11 protein-coding genes are annotated in these 17,678 nt (G+C 71.2%); 2 read left to right on the top strand and 9 right to left on the bottom strand.

All coding sequences use genetic code 11. The annotated features are described in order from the left end of the window. Window positions 1-279: 279 nt before the first annotated feature. The 9 genes from ACIRVF_RS40895 to eccD form a co-directional block, all read right to left on the bottom strand. Window positions 280-1,965, bottom strand: coding sequence for a ribonuclease J (locus ACIRVF_RS40895; protein ID WP_402829776.1), 1,686 nt, complete (start codon window positions 1,963-1,965; stop codon window positions 280-282). Between the two features lie 170 nt (window positions 1,966-2,135). Further along, entirely contained in the window at window positions 2,136-3,035 is a 900-nt protein-coding gene (dapA, locus tag ACIRVF_RS40890; protein WP_402829774.1) for a 4-hydroxy-tetrahydrodipicolinate synthase, read from the bottom strand. 214 nt (window positions 3,036-3,249) lie between these two features. Then, a complete protein-coding gene (thyX, locus tag ACIRVF_RS40885; RefSeq protein WP_402829773.1) occupies window positions 3,250-3,981 on the bottom strand; it encodes an FAD-dependent thymidylate synthase in 732 nt (243 codons plus the stop codon). Then, window positions 3,978-4,436, bottom strand: coding sequence for a hypothetical protein (locus ACIRVF_RS40880; protein WP_396539121.1), 459 nt, complete (start codon window positions 4,434-4,436; stop codon window positions 3,978-3,980). Before ACIRVF_RS40880 ends, thyX begins: the two co-directional genes overlap by 4 nt. A gap of 7 nt (window positions 4,437-4,443) precedes the next feature. Then, complete coding sequence (gene dapB / locus ACIRVF_RS40875) at window positions 4,444-5,211, bottom strand: 4-hydroxy-tetrahydrodipicolinate reductase (RefSeq protein WP_402829772.1); 768 nt, start codon at window positions 5,209-5,211, stop codon at window positions 4,444-4,446. 32 nt (window positions 5,212-5,243) lie between these two features. Then, window positions 5,244-6,596: a M16 family metallopeptidase gene (locus tag ACIRVF_RS40870; protein WP_402829770.1), complete on the bottom strand. Its 1,353-nt coding sequence runs from the start codon at window positions 6,594-6,596 to the stop codon at window positions 5,244-5,246. Between the two features lie 119 nt (window positions 6,597-6,715). After that, window positions 6,716-8,923, bottom strand: a complete 2,208-nt coding sequence (locus ACIRVF_RS40865) for a polyribonucleotide nucleotidyltransferase (protein WP_402829768.1) — start codon at window positions 8,921-8,923, stop codon at window positions 6,716-6,718. A 454-nt stretch (window positions 8,924-9,377) separates the two neighbouring features. Next, a complete protein-coding gene (gene rpsO / locus ACIRVF_RS40860) occupies window positions 9,378-9,668 on the bottom strand; it encodes a 30S ribosomal protein S15 (RefSeq protein ID WP_030289909.1) in 291 nt (96 codons plus the stop codon). 186 nt (window positions 9,669-9,854) lie between these two features. Continuing rightward, entirely contained in the window at window positions 9,855-11,315 is a 1,461-nt protein-coding gene (eccD, locus tag ACIRVF_RS40855; protein WP_402829766.1) for a type VII secretion integral membrane protein EccD, read from the bottom strand. Window positions 11,316-11,648: 333 nt separating this feature from the next. On the opposite strand from eccD, the gene eccCa reads away from it, so the two are divergent. Both eccCa and ACIRVF_RS40845 read left to right on the top strand, forming a co-directional pair. Next, entirely contained in the window at window positions 11,649-15,593 is a 3,945-nt protein-coding gene (gene eccCa, locus ACIRVF_RS40850; protein ID WP_402829764.1) for a type VII secretion protein EccCa, read from the top strand. Between the two features lie 480 nt (window positions 15,594-16,073). Further along, entirely contained in the window at window positions 16,074-17,474 is a 1,401-nt protein-coding gene (locus ACIRVF_RS40845) for an APC family permease (RefSeq protein ID WP_402829763.1), read from the top strand. The last annotated feature ends 204 nt before the right edge of the window (window positions 17,475-17,678 follow it).

The following is a 17,678-nucleotide window of genomic DNA, read 5'->3' as shown; positions in this document are numbered from 1 at the left end:
CGCTTCCTTCGGACCGCCTTCCAGCGGGCCCTCCGGGCGCTTCGTTCTTTCGTGTTTCCAGCTTATCAGATGTTTTCCGCTCCGTTTTCCGGAGTCTCATTCACCCGATTTGGCTTTCGCCTTTCGGCGCTCCCGAACTCTATCAGAGTTTCTCGGTCCGTTTTCCCGGTCGTTCTCGAATTCGCATTCGCATTCGAGGACTTCCTTGGGGCTCGTCCCGTGGGGCAACCCGGAGAACATTACGCACCGGGTCGCCCCACGTCAAACCAGCGGGGTAGATCAGACCTCGACGACGACCGGCAGGATCATCGGCCGCCGACGGTAGTTGTCCGCGACCCACTTGCCGATGGTCCGGCGGACCAGCTGCTGCACCTGACGGGGCTCCAGCACGCCGTCGCTCGCCGAGCGGTCCAGGGCCTCCTGGAGCTTGGCGACGACCGGCGCGAAGGCGTTGTCGTCGATACCGGAGCCGCGGGCCTGGATGGACGGGCCGCCGACGATCTTGCCGTTGGTCGAGTCGACCGCGACGAAGACCGAGATGAAGCCCTCCTCGCCGAGGATCCTGCGGTCCTTGAGCGAGGCCTCGGTGATGTCACCGACCGAGGCGCCGTCCACGTAGACGTAGCCGGCCCGCACCTTGCCGACGATCCGGGCGACGCCCTTCTCCAGGTCGACGCAGACGCCGTCCTCGGCGATGACCACGCGGTTGCGCGGCACGCCGGTCGCGATGCCGAGCTCGGCGGCGGCCCGCAGGTGGCGCCACTCGCCGTGGACCGGCATCAGGTTGCGCGGCTTGCAGATGTTGAAGAAGTACAGCAGCTCACCGGCCGAGGCGTGGCCGGAGACGTGCACCTTGGCGTTGCCCTTGTGCACGACCTTGGCGCCCCAGCGGGTCAGGCCGTTGATCACGCGGTAGACGGCGTTCTCGTTGCCCGGGATGAGCGAGGACGCCAGGACGACGGTGTCGCCCTCGACGATGCGGATCTGGTGGTCGCGGTTGGCCATCCGGGACAGCGCCGCCATCGGCTCGCCCTGCGAGCCGGTGCAGATCAGCACGACCTCCTTCTCCGGGAGGTCGTCCAGCTGCTTGACGTCCACGATCAGGTTGCCGGGGACCTTCAGGTAGCCGAGGTCGCGGGCGATGCCCATGTTGCGCACCATCGAGCGGCCGACGAAGGCGACCTTGCGGCCGTACTCGTGGGCGGCGTCCAGCACCTGCTGGATGCGGTGCACGTGGCTGGCGAAGGAGGCGACGATGATGCGCCGGTCGGCGTTGGCGAAGACGTTCCGCAGGGCCGCCGAGATGTCCCGCTCGTGCGGGATGAAGCCGGGGACCTCGGCGTTGGTGGAGTCCACCAGCAGCAGGTCCATGCCCTCCTCGGCCAGCTTGGCGAAGGTCGGCAGGTCGGTCAGGCGGCCGTCCAGCGGCAGCTGGTCCATCTTGAAGTCACCGGTGGCCACGACCATGCCGGCGGGGGTGCGGACGGCCACGGCCAGGGCGTCCGGGATGGAGTGGTTGACCGCGATGAACTCGCAGTCGAAGGGGCCGATGCGCTCGCGCTGGCCCTCCTTCACCTCCAGCACGTACGGCCGGATGCGGTGCTCGGCGAGCTTGGCCTCGATCAGGGCGAGGGTCAGCTTGGAGCCGATCAGCGGGATGTCCGGGTTCTCCCGGAGGAGGAAGGGGACGGCCCCGATGTGGTCCTCGTGCCCGTGGGTGAGGACGATGCCGTCGACCTTGTCGAGGCGGTCCCGGATGTAGCTGAAGTCCGGGAGGATCAGGTCCACACCGGGCTGCTCGTCCTCGGGGAAGAGGACGCCGCAGTCGACGATCAGGATGCGGTCCCCGTACTCGAAGACCGTCATGTTGCGGCCGATCTCGCCGAGGCCGCCGAGCGGAGTGATGCGGAGGGCGCCCTCCTTCAGGGCAGGGGGCGCGCCGAGCTCGGGATGCGGGTGGCTCAAAAGACTCTCCTTCACGACGCACGCCATATGCCCGGGGTCCTCCCCCGGAGACATATGGCGTGCGTACTCAGTGTCGTTTTCCTACTGGGTCGGTGCTCTCGCGCCTTCGGTCCGGTCCAGCGGCGGACCCGGGCGGGTCCGGCGAGCCGGGGCGCGCACGTCTGTGTCTGCTACAGGTGTACCCCGCCGGCGGCGAGATCCTGCTTCAATCGGTCGATCTCCTCGGGCGTCGCGCCGACCAGCGGCAGCCGCAGCGGCCCGGCCGGCAGGCCCTGGAGGTCCAGCGCGGCCTTGCTGAGGATCACGCCCTGGGTGCGGAACATACCGGTGAACACCGGCAGGAGGCCCTGGTGGATCGCGGTGGCCTTGGCCACATCGCCGCCCAGGTAGGCCTCGATCATCGCCTTCAACTCACCGGACACCACGTGCCCGACGACGCTGACCACGCCGACGGCCCCGACCGACAGCAGCGGCAGGTTGAGGATGTCGTCGCCGGAGTACCAGGCGAGGTCGGAGCGGGCGATCGCCCAGGCCGCGGCGCCCAGGTCGCCCTTGGCGTCCTTGTTGGCGACGATCCGCGGGTGCTCTCCCAGGCGGACCAGGGTCTCGTGGCTCAGCGCGACCCCGCTGCGGCCCGGGATGTCGTACGCCATGACCGGCAGGCCGGTCGCGTCGGCGACCTGGGTGAAGTGCCGGTACAGGCCCTCCTGCGGGGGCTTGCTGTAGTACGGCGTGACGACCAGCAGCCCGTGCGCCCCGGCGGCCTCCGCCTGCCGGGCCAGCTCGACGCTGTGGTGGGTGTCGTTGGTGCCGACCCCGGCCACCACGTGGGCACGATCCCCGACCGCCTCCACCACGGCACGGACGAGCTGGGCCTTCTCGGCGTCGCTGGTGGTCGGGGACTCACCGGTGGTGCCGTTGACGACGAGGCCGTCGTTCCCGGAGTCGACGAGGTGCGTGGCGAGGCGCTGGGCGCCGTCGAGGTCGAGTGCGCCGTCGGCGGTGAACGGGGTGACCATCGCGGTCAGCACCCGGCCGAACGGCGTCTGGGGGGTGGAGGTCGGAGCCATGCGTCCAAAACTACTCGTAGGCGGTGGGACGGTACCCATGCCGGTCCATGGTTCGGACAGGTAGAGCAGGCGGGGGTGGGGAGGTGGGACTCCGGTGCTGCCCGCTCGGGGGTTCAGGCAGCACCGGAATCCGTGGTCACGAATGTAGGGAGCGGCTAGAAAAGCCGCAATCCAGACATGCCCGACACTCTGCCCATATGCCTGTCGTCCCAGGTCAGGGGGCGACTCGGCCGTGCTTCTCGAAGGCCGCATGGGTGAGCGGCATGAGCTGCGCCCACTGCTCCTCCATCTGCTCGGCGACCATCTCGATCTCGCGCTGCGGGAAGGACGGCACCGCCGAGTTCTCCCGCCGGGTGCGCAGCGAGAGGAAGTGCATCAGCGAACGCGCGTTGCAGGTCGCGTACATCGAGGAGAACAGGCCGACCGGCAGCACCGCGCGGGCCACCTCGCGGGCCACGCCGGCCGCCAGCATCTCCTGGTAGCGGGCGTAGGACTCCCGGTACGCGGCCTCCATCGCCCCGGTGGTGGTCCGGTGCTGCTCGGGCGTGCCCTCGTGGAACTCGTACTTGCCCGGGCGGCCCTGCTGGACCAGCTTGCGCTCCTCGGACGGGACGTAGAAGACCGGCTCCAGCTCGCGGTAGCGGCCGGACTCCTCGTTGTACGACCAGCCGCTGCGGTGCCGGTGGAACTCGCGGAACACGAAGATCGGCGCGCTGATGAAGAAGGTCATCGAGTTGTGCTCGAACGGGGTGCCGTGCCGGTCGCGCATCAGGAAGTTGATCAGGCCCCGGGACTTCTCCGGGTCCTGCTGGAGCGCCTCCAGGGACTGCTCCCCCGCGGTCGACACCCGGGCCGACCAGATGACGTCCGAGTCCGCGGCGGCGCTGCGGACCAGCTCCACCGTCACGTCGCTGCGGAAGCTGGGGGCCGTCGGTTCGTCGCTCACGCGTTACTCCTTGCGGGTTCGGTGCTGTGCAGCTTGATGGCGTGCTGCATGGTCTTGCGGGCGCGCGGGGTGTCGCCGGCGTCGGCGTAGGCCACCGCGAGGCGGAACCAGACCCGCCAGTCGCCCGGCGCGGCCTCCGCCTCGGTCTGCCGGCGGGCGAACACCGCGTCGGCCGAGGCCCGGTCGATCCGCCCGCCGGTGGTGCGCTTCAGCTCGTCCACCGGCAGGCCGCCCTCGGCCTCCAGCTCCCGGGCGAGCTGCTCGCTGGCCCGGCCGAAGCGGACGGTCTGGCGCAGGAACCAGACGCCGATCAGCGGGATCACGAAGGCGCACAGGCCGATGCCGATGCCGAGCGGCTTGCCGGTGGCGATCAGCTGGACGCCCTCCCCCACGCAGAGCAGGGCGACCAGCAGCAGCACGCCGGACAGGACGAAGAAACCGGTACGGGAGGTCATGAGGGGCTCACAGGTCCAGGAAGTGTTCGAGGCCGAAGGTCAGCCCCGGGGTCTCGACGACCTTGCGCACGCCCAGCAGGATGCCCGGCATGAAGCTGCTGTGGTGCAGCGAGTCGTGCCGGATGGTGAGCGTCTCGCCGGTGTCGCCGAACATCACCTGCTGGTGGGCGAGCAGGCCGCGCAGCCGTACGGCGTGCACCGGGACCCCGTCCACGTCGGCACCGCGGGCGCCGGGCAGGCTGTGGGTGGTCGGGTCCTGCTGCTCCGGCCGCCCGGCCTCGGCGCGGGCGGCGGCGATCAGCTGGGCGGTGCGGGTGGCGGTGCCGCTGGGGGCGTCCGCCTTGCGGTCGTGGTGGAGTTCGACCACCTCGACCGACTCGAAGTACTTCGCCGCGATCTGCGAGAACTTCATGCCGAGGATCGCGCCGATGGAGAAGTTCGGGGCGATCAGCACGCCGACGGGCAGCGGCGGCCGGCCGGTGGCCTCGGCCGGGACGAGCCAGCCCTCCAGCTCGCCCAGCCGCTCGTCCGTCCAGCCGGTGGTGCCGGTGACCACGTGGATGCCGTTGTGGACGCAGTAGTCGAGGTTGCCCATCACCGAGTCCGGGTGGGTCAGTTCGACGGCGACCTGGGCCCCGGCCTCGGTCAGCTCCTCCAGCTTGGAGCCGCGCCCGAGGGCGGCGACCAGCTCCAGGTCCGGCGCGGCCTCGACGGCCTTGACCGCCTCGGAGCCGATCCGTCCCCTGGCGCCGATCACGGCGACACGCAGCGTCATAGCGAAAGTCCTCTCACCAGCAGTCTCGGGTCTCACACCAGCAGATCGGCGAGCTTGGCGGCCCGCTTGTCGTTGACCGGACCGATCAGCGCCAGCGACGGCCGGTACGCGCCCAGCACATCACGGGCCACCTCGTGGACGTCCTCCAGGGTCACCGCCGCGATCCGCTCCAGCATGTCGTCCACCGACAGGTGGTGCCCGTAGCTGAGTTCGGCCTTGCCGATCCGGTTCATCAGCGAGCCGGTGTCCTCCATGCCGAGCACGGTGGAGCCGGAGATCTGCCCGATCGCGCGGTGCAGCTCCTCCTCGGTGATGCCCTCGGCGACCACCTTGGCCAGCTCCTCGCGGCAGATCCGCAGCACCTCCTCGACCCGCTTGGGCTGGCAGCCGGCGTAGATGCCGAACAGGCCGCTGTCCGCGTAGGAGGAGGAGTACGAGTAGACCGAGTACGCCAGGCCGCGCTTCTCCCGGACCTCCTGGAACAGCCGGGAGCTCATCCCGCCGCCCAGGGCCGCGTTGAGCACGCCCATCGCCCAGCGGCGCTCGTCGTGCCGGGGCACGCCGGGCACGCCCAGCACCAGGTGGGCCTGCTCGGTGGAGCGGTTGAGCACCTCCACCTTGCCGGCCGTGCGCAGCGCCTTGACGCCGCGGCGGGCCTCGGCGGGCGCCGCGGTGGAGCGGGCCAGCACCGTGGCGAAGGCCCGTTCGACCTGCTTGACCACCTTGCGGTGGTCGAGGTTGCCGGCCGCGGCGACGACCAGGTTCTCCGGGCGGTAGCGGCGGTGGTAGAAGCCAGCGATCTGGTCCCGGGTGAGCGCCTTGATGGTCTCCTGGGTGCCGAGGATCGGGCGGCCGAGCGGACCGCTGCCGAAGATCACCTTGGCGAACAGGTCGTGGACCACGTCGCCCGGGTCGTCCTCGGCCATCGCCATCTCTTCGAGGATGACGCCGCGTTCGGCGTCGACGTCCTCGGGGCGGATCAGCGAGCCGGTGAGCATGTCGCAGACCACGTCGATGGCCAGCGGCAGGTCGGTGTCCAGGACCCGGGCGTAGTAGCAGGTGTTCTCCTTGGCGGTGAAGGCGTTCATCTCGCCGCCGACCGCGTCCAGGGCCGCCGAGATGTCCAGCGCGCTGCGCCGCTCGGTGCCCTTGAAGAGCAGGTGCTCCAGGTAGTGGGTCGCGCCGTTGAGCTGCGGGGTCTCGTCCCGCGAGCCGACGCCGACCCAGATGCCGAAGGTCGCGGAGCGCACCGTCGGCAGGGTCTCGGTGACGACCCGCAGGCCGCCGGGCAGGACGGAGCGGCGCACCGTGCCGGCGCCGTCGACGCCCTTGAGCAGGGTCCGGGTGCTGCCGGGACGCTGCTTTACCGCCGGGGCCTGGGCCACGGTGGGTACCTCCAGAGGAAACGCACGTGCGTCGGCACGTACGGACGAAAGCGTGGACAACGGGGTGCGGCCCGCACGCCGGGAGGCGTACGGGCCGCAAGGGGTCAGCTAGCGGCGCTTCACTCGGAAGCGGCCTCGCCGGCTTCCTCGCCCTCGATGACCGGGATCAGGGAGAGCTTGCCGCGCGGGTCGATCTCGGCGATCTCGACCTGCACCTTGGCACCGACGCCGAGGACGTCCTCGACGTTCTCCACGCGCTTGCCACCGGCCAGCTTGCGGATCTGCGAGATGTGCAGCAGGCCGTCCTTGCCCGGCATGAGCGAGACGAACGCGCCGAACGTCGTGGTCTTGACCACGGTGCCCAGGTAGCGCTCGCCGACCTCCGGCATGGTCGGGTTGGCGATCTGGTTGATCGTGGTGCGGGCGGCCTCGGCGGCCGGGCCGTCGGCGGCACCGATGTAGATGGTGCCGTCGTCCTCGATCGTGATCTCGGCGCCGGTGTCCTCCTGGATCTGGTTGATCATCTTGCCCTTGGGGCCGATGACCTCGCCGATCTTGTCCACCGGGATCTTGATGGTGATGATGCGCGGCGCGTTCGGGGACATCTCGTCGGGCGAGTCGATGGCCTCGTTCATCACGTCGAGGATGTGCAGGCGGGCGTCGCGGGCCTGCTTCAGCGCGGCGGCCAGCACGGAGGCCGGGATGCCGTTGAGCTTGGTGTCCAGCTGCAGCGCGGTGATGAAGTTGCGGGTACCGGCGACCTTGAAGTCCATGTCGCCGTACGCGTCCTCGGCACCCAGGATGTCGGTCAGCGCGACGTAGTGGGTCTCACCGTCGATCTCCTGGGAGATCAGGCCCATGGCGATGCCGGCGACGGCGGCCTTCAGCGGCACACCGGCGTTCAGCAGCGACATGGTCGAGGCGCAGACCGAGCCCATCGAGGTGGAGCCGTTGGAGCCGAGCGCCTCGGAGACCTGGCGGATGGCGTACGGGAACTCCTCGCGGGTCGGCAGGACCGGCAGGATGGCGCGCTCGGCCAGGGCACCGTGGCCGATCTCGCGGCGCTTGGGCGAGCCCACGCGGCCGGTCTCGCCGACCGAGTACGGCGGGAAGTTGTAGTTGTGCATGTAGCGGCGACGCGTCTCCGGGGAGAGCGTGTCGAGCTGCTGCTCCATCCGGAGCATGTTCAGCGTGGTGACACCCAGGATCTGGGTCTCGCCGCGCTCGAACAGCGCCGAGCCGTGGACGCGCGGGATGGCCTCGACCTCGGCGGCCAGGGTGCGGATGTCGGTGACGCCGCGGCCGTCGATGCGGACCTTGTCCTTGATGACGCGCTCGCGGACGATCTTCTTGGTCAGCGCGTTGTAGGCGGCGCTGATCTCCTTCTCGCGGCCCTCGAACTCGGGGAGCAGCTTCTCGGCCGCGACGGCCTTGACGCGGTCCAGCTCGTTGTTGCGCTCCTGCTTGCCCGGGATGGTCAGGGCCTGGGCGAGCTCGTCCTTGACGGCGGCGGTCAGCGCGGCGAGGACGTCGTCCTGGTAGTCCAGGAAGACCGGGAACTCGGCGGTCGGCTTGGCGGCCTGGGAGGCCAGCTGCGACTGCGCGGCGCACAGCACCTTGATGAACGGCTTGGCGGCCTCAAGGCCGGAGGCGACGACCTCCTCGGTCGGGGCCTCGGCGCCGCCCTCGATCAGCTTGATGGTCTTGTCGGTGGCCTCGGCCTCGACCATCATGATCGCGACGTCGCCGTCCGGCAGGACGCGACCGGCGACGACCATGTCGAAGACGGCCGACTCCAGCTCGCTGTGGGTCGGGAAAGCGACCCACTGGCCCTTGATCAGGGCGACGCGCACGCCGCCGATCGGGCCGGAGAACGGCAGGCCCGCCAGCTGGGTGGAGGCGGAGGCGGCGTTGATGGCGACCACGTCGTACAGGTGGTCGGGGTTGAGCGCCATGACGGTGCAGACGACCTGGACCTCGTTGCGCAGGCCCTTGACGAAGGACGGGCGCAGCGGGCGGTCGATCAGGCGGCAGGTGAGGATCGCGTCCTCGGAGGGCCGGCCCTCACGACGGAAGAACGAGCCGGGGATGCGGCCGGCGGCGTACATCCGCTCCTCGACGTCCACGGTCAGCGGGAAGAAGTCGAAGTGCTCCTTCGGCTGCTTGGACGCGCTGGTGGCCGACAGCACCATGGTGTCGTCGTCCAGGTAGGCCACGGCGGAGCCGGCGGCCTGACGGGCCAGACGGCCGGTCTCGAAGCGGATGGTACGGGTGCCGAAGGAACCGTTGTCGATCACGGCCTCGGCGTAGAACACGTTCTCTTCCACCTGGAAGATCTCCTCTTTCGTACGTCTCCGGGAGAGCGTCCCCGCGCACTGCCTGGTGTTGGCCCCGGGCCCTCCCGTCAGGGAGGGCTGCAGTCGGGCCGGTCTTCGATCGAAGCCTCCGGGGTGCCCCGCTCTGCTGCGGGGGTTCCGGGGGCCACTACCGAGGACCGGCGCCTCACGGCTGCCGGGCCGGGAAGGGCGGTCCGCGTCTGGACGCTCTCTCGGATGCGGGCGGCTTCCGTTTGAAGCCTTCGTCCCGCGGGGGGTTCGGGCTTGCTGCCCGGGTGGCGCGCTGCTGCGCCATCACCCGGCATGCCCACAACCCTACGGTGCAATCCTCGGCCACCTGGGGAGGTGCGCGCGAGTTGTTATGCCAGGGTGCCGCGGCCGAACCGCCGCGGCATACGCGCGAGGGGCGGCTCCCCGGTGTGGGGAGCCGCCCCGAGCGGCGGTCTTAGCGGGCGCCGCCGGCGGCACCGCGGCGGATGCCCAGGCGGTCGACGAGCGTACGGAAGCGCTCGATGTCCTTCTTGGCCAGGTACTGCAGGAGGCGGCGGCGCTGGCCGACCAGGATCAGCAGGCCACGACGCGAGTGGTGGTCGTGCTTGTGGAACTTGAGGTGCTCGGTCAGGTCCGAGATGCGACGGGAGAGCATGGCGACCTGGACCTCGGGGGAGCCGGTGTCGCCCTCCTTCTGGCCGAACTCGGCGATGATCTGCTTCTTGACGTCAGAGGCGAGAGCCACTGCAACTCCTTCAAGGTCTACCGAGCGGTCCTGGTCGACAGCACAGGACTCTGCGAGAACTCGGTGTCGCGAGTGCGGCCGGCGGTCGGCTGCCCCTGGGGGCGGACACACGGCTGCGCTCGGAGGCCAAGCGTACCAGTGCCGACCTCCCGGCCGGTCGGCGGGTGGGGGGCCGGCGCCCGGGGGTCAGCCGGTGGCGCCGCGGACCAGCCGGTAGATGTTCAGCACGGCGAGCGCCAGCGGGACCAGCGAGATCAGGGTGAGGCTGTCGACCAGGTCCAGGATGCGCCCCCAGAACGGGGAGACACCGAGCCGGGGCACCACCAGGGCGATCGCGGTGAGCAGCGCGGCGCCGAAGGCGATGGAGGCGGCCAGCCAGATGGTGCGCAGGTCCAGGTCGGTGCCGGAGCCGGCGGTGCGCAGGATGAACTGCGGGGTGTGCAGCGACAGGCCGACGATCAGCAGGCACAGGCCGAGCAGGCCGGCGACGGTGAGGCTGAGGACCTGCGCGGTGTAGCGGAACAGCCGGGCGCGCAGCATGGTGGCGATGCCCAGGGCGAGCGCGAGCAGTTCGGGGAAGGTCCGGTCGGTGAAGGAGAGGACGGCGCAGGCGCCGACCACGACCGCGGCGCAGCCGCCGACCAGGCCGACCAGCACCTCGTGGCCGCGGCGGGCCTGGTGGGCGATCCGCTCGTACTGGACGGCCTCGGCGCGCTCGGCCTCCTCGTCGTAGTCGCGGCTGCGGGTGCGGGTCTGGCCGGGGGCACTGAAGCCGACCGGCAGCCGGGCGAAGCGGGCGGAGAGGCTGGGCAGGAAGCCGACCGCGGCGACGGCGGCGACTCCGGTGACGGCGGCGATGTTCCCGGCCGCGGTGTCCGGCATCAGCACGGCGGCGAAGGTGGCGAGCGCGCCGGCGGTGGCGACGAAGGCGGCGGCGACGAACACCGCGTCCTTCTCCGGCAGTAGTCCGGCGAGCAGCACGGCGATCACCAGGACGGTGACGCAGCCGGTCAGGAACTGCAGCCGGCCGGGGCCGTCCCACCGGTGGGCGACGGCGATGACGCCGCTGCCGGCGATCATGGCATGCGGCAGGGCTCCGAGGCCGAGCGCGACGGCGGCGGGGGCGTCCCCGTAGACCCGGGCGCGGACCCCGGCGAGCGCGGTGAGCACGACGGCGGTGACGCCGGCCAGCACACCGGGCAGGCTGTGCATGTCGTGGCGCAGGTCGGAGAACCAGAGCGCGAAGCCGAGCAGGGTGAGCAGCACCCCGGTGCCGATCAGGCCGAAGCCGCGCATGAGGTCGACGGTCCAGAACCGGCGGTCGGCCTCGACGGCGCTGGCGATGGCGTCGGCGACGTCGTCGTAGACGGCCGGCGGCAGGGACTCGGCGAAGGGGCGCAGCGCCAGCAGGTCGCCGTCGCGGACCTGCTGGGCGGCCAGCGAGAGGCTGCTGTCGAGCACGGTGCCGTCTCGGCGGACCAGGTGGAAGCCGGTGGGGGTGCCGTCGGGCTGGCTCTGGTTGGCCAGCCGCAGCACCTCAGGGTAGACGTCGGCGAGTGCGACGTCTTCGGGCAGGGCGACGTCGATCCGGCGGTCGGGGGCGACGACGGTCACCCGGCAGTAGCCCGTGGCGGCGGCAGAAGTCACGGCCGCACCTCGATCCTTCGACGCACTTTGGCGCTCCCCCTGTGGTTGACGGTGCCGCGCACGCGGCGCGCGGTCTGGCTGTGGAACCGGCCCGGCCGGGCCGCGAGTTGGCGCGGCGTTACCCTACCCGCTCGGTTCGTGCCCGGCTCCGCTGCGGGGCGGGGCCCGGCGGGCGGTACGAGGACCGACCGTTAGTATCGGCGCCTGCGCACGGTGGTACGGGGGCTGCGCTGTGTGGGGCGTCCTCAGTCTCGTGACCTCGTACCGGAGCGGGCGCAGTCGCGTGAGGGCTGATGCCGAAGTGATCGATCGACGCCGCGGGGTGGATGACGCATGGGTGTGATCATGGTCAAGCGACCGGCCAGGGCGTACCCGCCGACGGTGCCGGACGAGCCGGTGGAGCTGGTCAGTCCGCCCGAGTTGCCCCGGCAGGGCGGCGAGGACTGGCTGATGAGCATCCTGCCGATGCTCGGCATGGGCGGTTCGGCGGTGTTCTTCTTCTCGCCGGGCGCGGCCGCCCCGATGAAGATCATGGGCGGTCTGATGATCGTCTCGACGGTCGGCATGGTCCTGGCCCAGATCGTCCGGGCCCGCAAGGGCGGTTCGACCGCGATGGCGGACGAGCGGCGCGACTACCTCAAGTACCTGCAGCAGACCCGCCGCCAGGTGCGCCGCACGGCGGAGAGCCAGCGCGGCGCACTGCTGTTCCTGAACCCGGCACCGGACCAGCTCTGGTCGATCGTCGAGGACGGCCGGCGGCTGTGGGAGCGGCGGACCGGGGACGGCGACTTCGCGCAGATCCGGGTGGGCCTCGGGCCGGTGCAGCTGTCCACCCCGCTGGTGGCGCCGCAGACCGCGCCGATGGACGAGCTGGAGCCGCTGTCGGCGGCCGCGATGCACTCCTTCCTGAAGGCCCACGGCACCCTGCAGGACCTGCCGTTGGCGGTCTCGCTGCGGGCGTTCTACCACATCACGGTGTGCGGGGACCCGGACTCGGTGTACGGCAACGTGCGCGCGATGATCGCCCAACTGACCACCCTCCACTCGCCGGACGACCTGCTGATCGCGGTCGCCGCGGCGCCCGGCGCGGCCGAGGAGTGGGACTGGACCAAGTGGCTGCCGCACAACCAGCACCGCAAGGAGGCGGACGGCGCGGGTTCGCGCCGGCTGAGCGCCCACGACCTGGGCGAGCTGGAGTACCTGCTGCAGGACGAGCTGTCCGGCCGCCAGCGCTTCGTCCGGGACGCGGCGCCCGCGGCGGACCAGCCGCACCTGGTGGTCATCATGGACGGCGCCGGGGTGCCGCACGACTCGGTGCTGGCCGGCCCCGAGGGCGTGCAGGGGGTGACCGTCATCGAGGTCGTCCCGGGCGAGGTGGACGAGCCGAGCGGGCACCTGATGGTGACGGTCAACCCGCAGGAGCTGGTGCTGCGTTCGGCCTCGGGGGCGACGTACGCCGGCAAGCCGGACCTGCTCTCGCTGTGGCAGTCCGAGGCGCTGGCCCGGCAGTTGGCACCGTACCGGGCCTCGGCCGGCGGGGACGACGAGCCGCTGCTGTCCAACCTGGACTTCACCGACATGATGAACTCGGGCGACCCGGGCTCCTTCGACGTGGCCCGCAGCTGGCGGCCGCGCGCCCAGCACGAGCGGATGCGGGTGCCGATCGGCGTCGGTGCCAACGGCGAGCACGTCTACCTGGACATCAAGGAGGCCGCGCTGGAGGGCATGGGCCCGCACGGCCTGTGCGTGGGCGCGACCGGTTCCGGCAAGTCGGAGCTGCTGCGCACGCTGGTGCTCGCGCTGGCGATGACCCACTCCTCGGAGACGCTGAACTTCGTGCTCGCCGACTTCAAGGGCGGCGCGACCTTCCTCGGCATGGCGGACATGCCCCACACCTCCGCGGTGATCACCAACCTGGAGGGCGAACTCACCCTGGTCGACCGCATGCGCGACGCGATCGAGGGCGAGCTGCACCGCCGCCAGGAGCTGCTGCACCGCTCCGGCAACTACGCCAACATCCACGAGTACGAGCGGGCCCGGGCGGCCGGTGCGGCCCTGGACCCGCTGCCCTCGCTGGTGCTGATCATCGACGAGTTCTCCGAACTCCTCACCGCCAAGCCCGACTTCATCGAGATGTTCATCCAGATCGGCCGGATCGGCCGCTCCCTGGGCGTGCACCTGCTGCTGGCCTCGCAGCGCCTGGAGGAGGGCAAGCTGCGCGGCCTGGACACCTACCTCTCGTACCGGATCGGTCTGCGCACCTTCTCGGCGGCCGAGTCGCGGGCGGCGATCGGCGTGCCGGACGCCTACCACCTGCCGCCGGTGCCGGGCGTGGGCTACCTGAAGTTCGGCGAGGACGTGATGGACCGGTTCAAGGCCGCCTACGTCTCGGGGCCGTACCGGGCGCCGGGCCAGCAGCGGTCGACCGGCGGGCGGCGGGTCAACGCCCAGCCGGTCCTGTTCACCTCGGCCTTCGTCGACCTGCCGCCCGAGCCGGTGGAGGAGGAGGCGCCGCAGGTCGCGGAGCAGGACGACGCGCTGGTGGACACCGTGCTGGACGTCTTCGTCCAGCGGATGGCCGGCCAGGGCCCGGCCGCGCACCAGGTGTGGCTGCCGCCGCTGGACGAGGCGCCGAGCATCGACCACCTGCTGCCGCCGCTGCAGGTCGTCCCGGAGCGCGGGCTGACCGCGCCCGGCTACCCGGGCGGCCGGCTCCGGGCCCCGATCGGCATCGTGGACAAGCCGCGCGAGCAGAAGACCGACATCCTGGAGGTCGACTTCTCCGGGGCGGCCGGCCACGGCCTGATCGTGGGCGGCCCCCGCTCGGGCAAGTCGACCGTGCTGCGCACCATGACGGCCGCCTTCGGCCTCACCCACACCCCGCGCGAGGTGCAGTTCTACCTGCTGGACTTCGGCGCGGGAAGCTTCCAGTCACTGACCGGACTGCCGCACGTCGGCGGGGTGGCCGGGCGCCTGGACGTGGACAAGGTGCGCCGGATGGTCTCCGAGGTGCACGGGGTGATGAACCGGCGCGAGGAGCTGTTCCGGGCGACCGGCATCGACACCATCGCGACGTACCGGGCCCGCCGCGCGGCCGGGCAGCTGCCCGACGAGGCCTTCGGCGACGTCTTCCTGATGATCGACGGCTGGAACACCTTCAAGCAGGAGTTCGAGGTGCTGGAGCCGGTGATCGGCGACATCGCCCAGCGCGGCCTCGGCTACGGCGTCCACCTGGTGATCACCGCCGCCCGGTACGCCGAGGTGCGCCCGGCGCTGAAGGACCTGCTGCAGAACCGCGTCGAGCTCAAGCTCGGTGACGCGATGGAGTCCGAGGTGGACCGCCGGGTGGCGCAGAACGTCCCGTCGCTGGCCGGGCGCGGCATCACCGCGGAGCGGCTGCACTTCCTCGGCGGCCTGCCCCGGCTGGACGGCTCCTCCTCGGTGGAGGACCTGCAGGACGGCGTGGCCGGGCTGGTCACCGCGGTCGACGGGGCCTGGACCGGCCCGCGCGCCCCGCAGGTGCGGATGCTGCCGGCCGTCCTGGACGGCAACTCGCTGCCGAAGGGCTTCGAGCACCCGGAGCGCGGCCTGTCCTTCGGCGTGGACGAGGCCGAGCTGGCGCCGGTGTTCGTCAACTTCGAGACCGACCCGCTGTTCATCGTGTTCGGTGACACCGAGTCCGGGAAGTCTGCGCTGCTGCGCATGCTGATCAAGCAGATCACCGAGCGCTACACCCCGGACCAGGCGGGCATCGTGGTCGGTGACTACCGGCGCGCGCTGCTGGGCACCGTGCCGCAGGAGTACCTGGTGGAGTACGCGGCCGCCCAGCCGTCCATGGCCGCCGTCGTGGACATGCTGCGCGGGGCCTGCGCCCGCCGCCTGCCCGGCCCGGACGTGACCGCCGAGCAGCTGCGCAACCGCAGCTGGTACAGCGGCAAGGACATGTTCGTGATCGTCGACGACTACGAGCTGGTCGCGACCAGCTCGGGCAACCCGCTGGCGCCGCTGGCCGAGTTCCTGCCGTTCGCCCGGGACATCGGCCTGCGGGTGATCGTGGCCCGCAGCGCGGGCGGCGCCGGGCGCTCGATGTACGAGCCGGTGATGCAGCGGATGCGCGAGCTGGGCGGGCAGGGCGTCATCCTCTCCGGCAACCGGGACGAGGGCGCGCTGCTGGGGACGGTCAAGCCGCAGGCGCTGCCGCCGGGCCGCGGGATCTACGTGTCACGCCGCGCGACCAACGGCCAGATGGTCCAGACGGGCTGGCTGCCGGCCCAGTGACCGGGCCGCACCGGCGGACCGTTCGCTACGGATCGTGATCGAAGGGGTCGGACTCCACGGAGTCCGGCCCCTTCGGCGTCCCAGGTTCTGAAACGTTACCTAGATCTTTCCGGGCCGGGGCTGCGGTTCCCGTACCCACCCCGGCAGTTGCCGTACGACCCAAAGGCACCTGGCGTGTCACCCCCCGCCCGAACCACAGCCTTTGAATGGTGGCGCGCAATGCGGAGTTCACCTTTGATTCATGCCTGATGTAGCCAAAGTAACAACTCGGACAAACTGCGCCATGACCCTAAGTGATCATCGGATCGCATGTTTATGCCGTCCGTCGCAACGGATTCCGAAGCAGTTCCGGCGTTGACGCAATCAATACGCCCAAGGTTCCATTGCGGCCCGGGAGCGACCGGATAAGACCCGAGCAACCAGCCAGCGGAGGCGATACCGCTCCCGTCCCAGGACCGCACAGAGCCGATCGGAATCCAGATGACCGACACGCTTCGCCCGCCACAGAACGTAGCCGCCACGGCGGACGGGGTCGCGCCCCAGCAGCTCAAGCGCTCGATCGGCGTCGTGGGCGGCACGCTGCTCACGCTGTCCTGCGTCACCCCTGCCTCGACGCTCTTCGTGATCGTGCCCGAGCTGTTCTCCAGCATCGGCAGCGCCACCGCCCTGGCCATCGCCATCGGCTCGGTGCTCTGCATCGCGGTCGCCTTCTGCTACTCCGAGCTCGGCACCCTCATCCCCAGCGCCGGCGGCGAGTACGCGATGGTCGGCACCCTGGCCGGGCGGCTCGCGGGCTGGCTGGTCTTCATCCAGTCGCTCATCGTGGTGATGATCGTCCCCTCGGTCATCGCCCTCGGCACCGCCGACTACCTGGCGCCCGTCCTGCACGTCGACAAGCCGATCGCCGGCGCCGCCGTGATGCTGGCCGCCACTCTGGCCGGCCTGCTCGACCTGCGCGCCAACGCCTGGATCACCGGGATCTTCCTGGTCCTGGAGGTCATCGCGGCCGGCGTGGTCTCGGTGCTCGGCTTCGCCCACACCAACGCCCACCACCCGAGCCTGCTGCACGGCCTGGTCTCCACCGACGGCGGCGCCGCCAGCCCGGTGGGCATCGGCGCCATCATCGGCGCGCTGGGCATCGCCCTGTTCGCCACCCAGGGCTTCTCCACGGCCGTCTACCTGTCGGAGGAGCTGGAGAACCCCCGCCGCACCGTGTCCCGCACCGTGCTGTGGACCCTCGGTCTCTCCAGCGCCATCATCCTGATCCCGGTCGCCGCCATCACCATGGGCGCCCCCGACCTGCAGAGCCTGACCTCCGGCGACATCTCCGGCATGGTCACCGCCTGGAGCAACTCCGCGGTCGGCACCTTCATCAGCCTCTGCATCGCGCTGGCCATCATCAACGCCGGCATCGTCATGGTCATCCAGAACTCCCGGGTGCTGTTCGCCTCCGCCCGTGACAAGGCCTGGCCCGAGCCGGTCAACAAGGCCTTCGGCACCCTCGGCCGCTTCGGCTCCCCGTGGATCGCCACCCTGGCGGTCGGCCTGCCCGGCGCCGCGCTCTGCTTCGTCAAGGGCGAGCTGCTCAGCAACATCACCGGCGTCGCCGTCACCGCGATGTACCTGCTGGTCGCCGTCGCCTCGCTGCTCTCCCGCCGAGGCCACCACAAGCACGCCGCCGCCTGGCGGATGCCGCTGTGGCCGGCCGTCCCCGTGCTGCTGATCGTCGTCCTGGTCTACGTCATGACCCAGCTGGACGCCGAACCGCTGCTGTGGACCGGCGGCATCACCGCCCTCGCCACCCTCTACTGGCTGTTCTACCTGCGCCCCCGGCAGGCCACCCGGTGGGTGATCAGCCTCCCCGAGGACCAGCGGGACTGACCCCCCCCTCCCCCCCCCCCCCCCCCCACCGCGGGGGGCCCCGGCCCCCCCCCCCCCCCCGGGCCCCCCCCCCCCCCCCCCCCCCCCCCCCCCCCCCCACACCCCGGGGGCCCCCCGAGCTCCCGAGGGGGGGGGTGGCCCGCCGCGACTCCGGCGCGGGGACCCCCCCCCGCCCCCCGCCCCCCCCCCCCCGCGGGGGGGCGC

The organism is Kitasatospora sp. NPDC101157 (assembly GCF_044768255.1).
Lineage (GTDB): Bacteria > Actinomycetota > Actinomycetes > Streptomycetales > Streptomycetaceae > Kitasatospora.
The sequence above is the reverse complement of the archived record's forward strand: the minus strand, read 5'-3'. Positions and strand labels throughout refer to the sequence as shown.

Bases quoted from the DNA above. Each gene is read 5' to 3' on its own strand.
- dapB (WP_402829772.1), bottom strand. From the start codon at position 5,211: ATGACGCTGCGTGTCGCCGTGATCGGCGCCAGGGGACGGATCGGCTCC.
- ACIRVF_RS40845 (WP_402829763.1), top strand. From the start codon at position 16,074: ATGACCGACACGCTTCGCCCGCCACAGAACGTAGCCGCCACGGCGGAC.
- dapA (WP_402829774.1), bottom strand. From the start codon at position 3,035: ATGGCTCCGACCTCCACCCCCCAGACGCCGTTCGGCCGGGTGCTGACC.
- ACIRVF_RS40880 (WP_396539121.1), bottom strand. From the start codon at position 4,436: ATGACCTCCCGTACCGGTTTCTTCGTCCTGTCCGGCGTGCTGCTGCTG.
- eccCa (WP_402829764.1), top strand. From the start codon at position 11,649: ATGGGTGTGATCATGGTCAAGCGACCGGCCAGGGCGTACCCGCCGACG.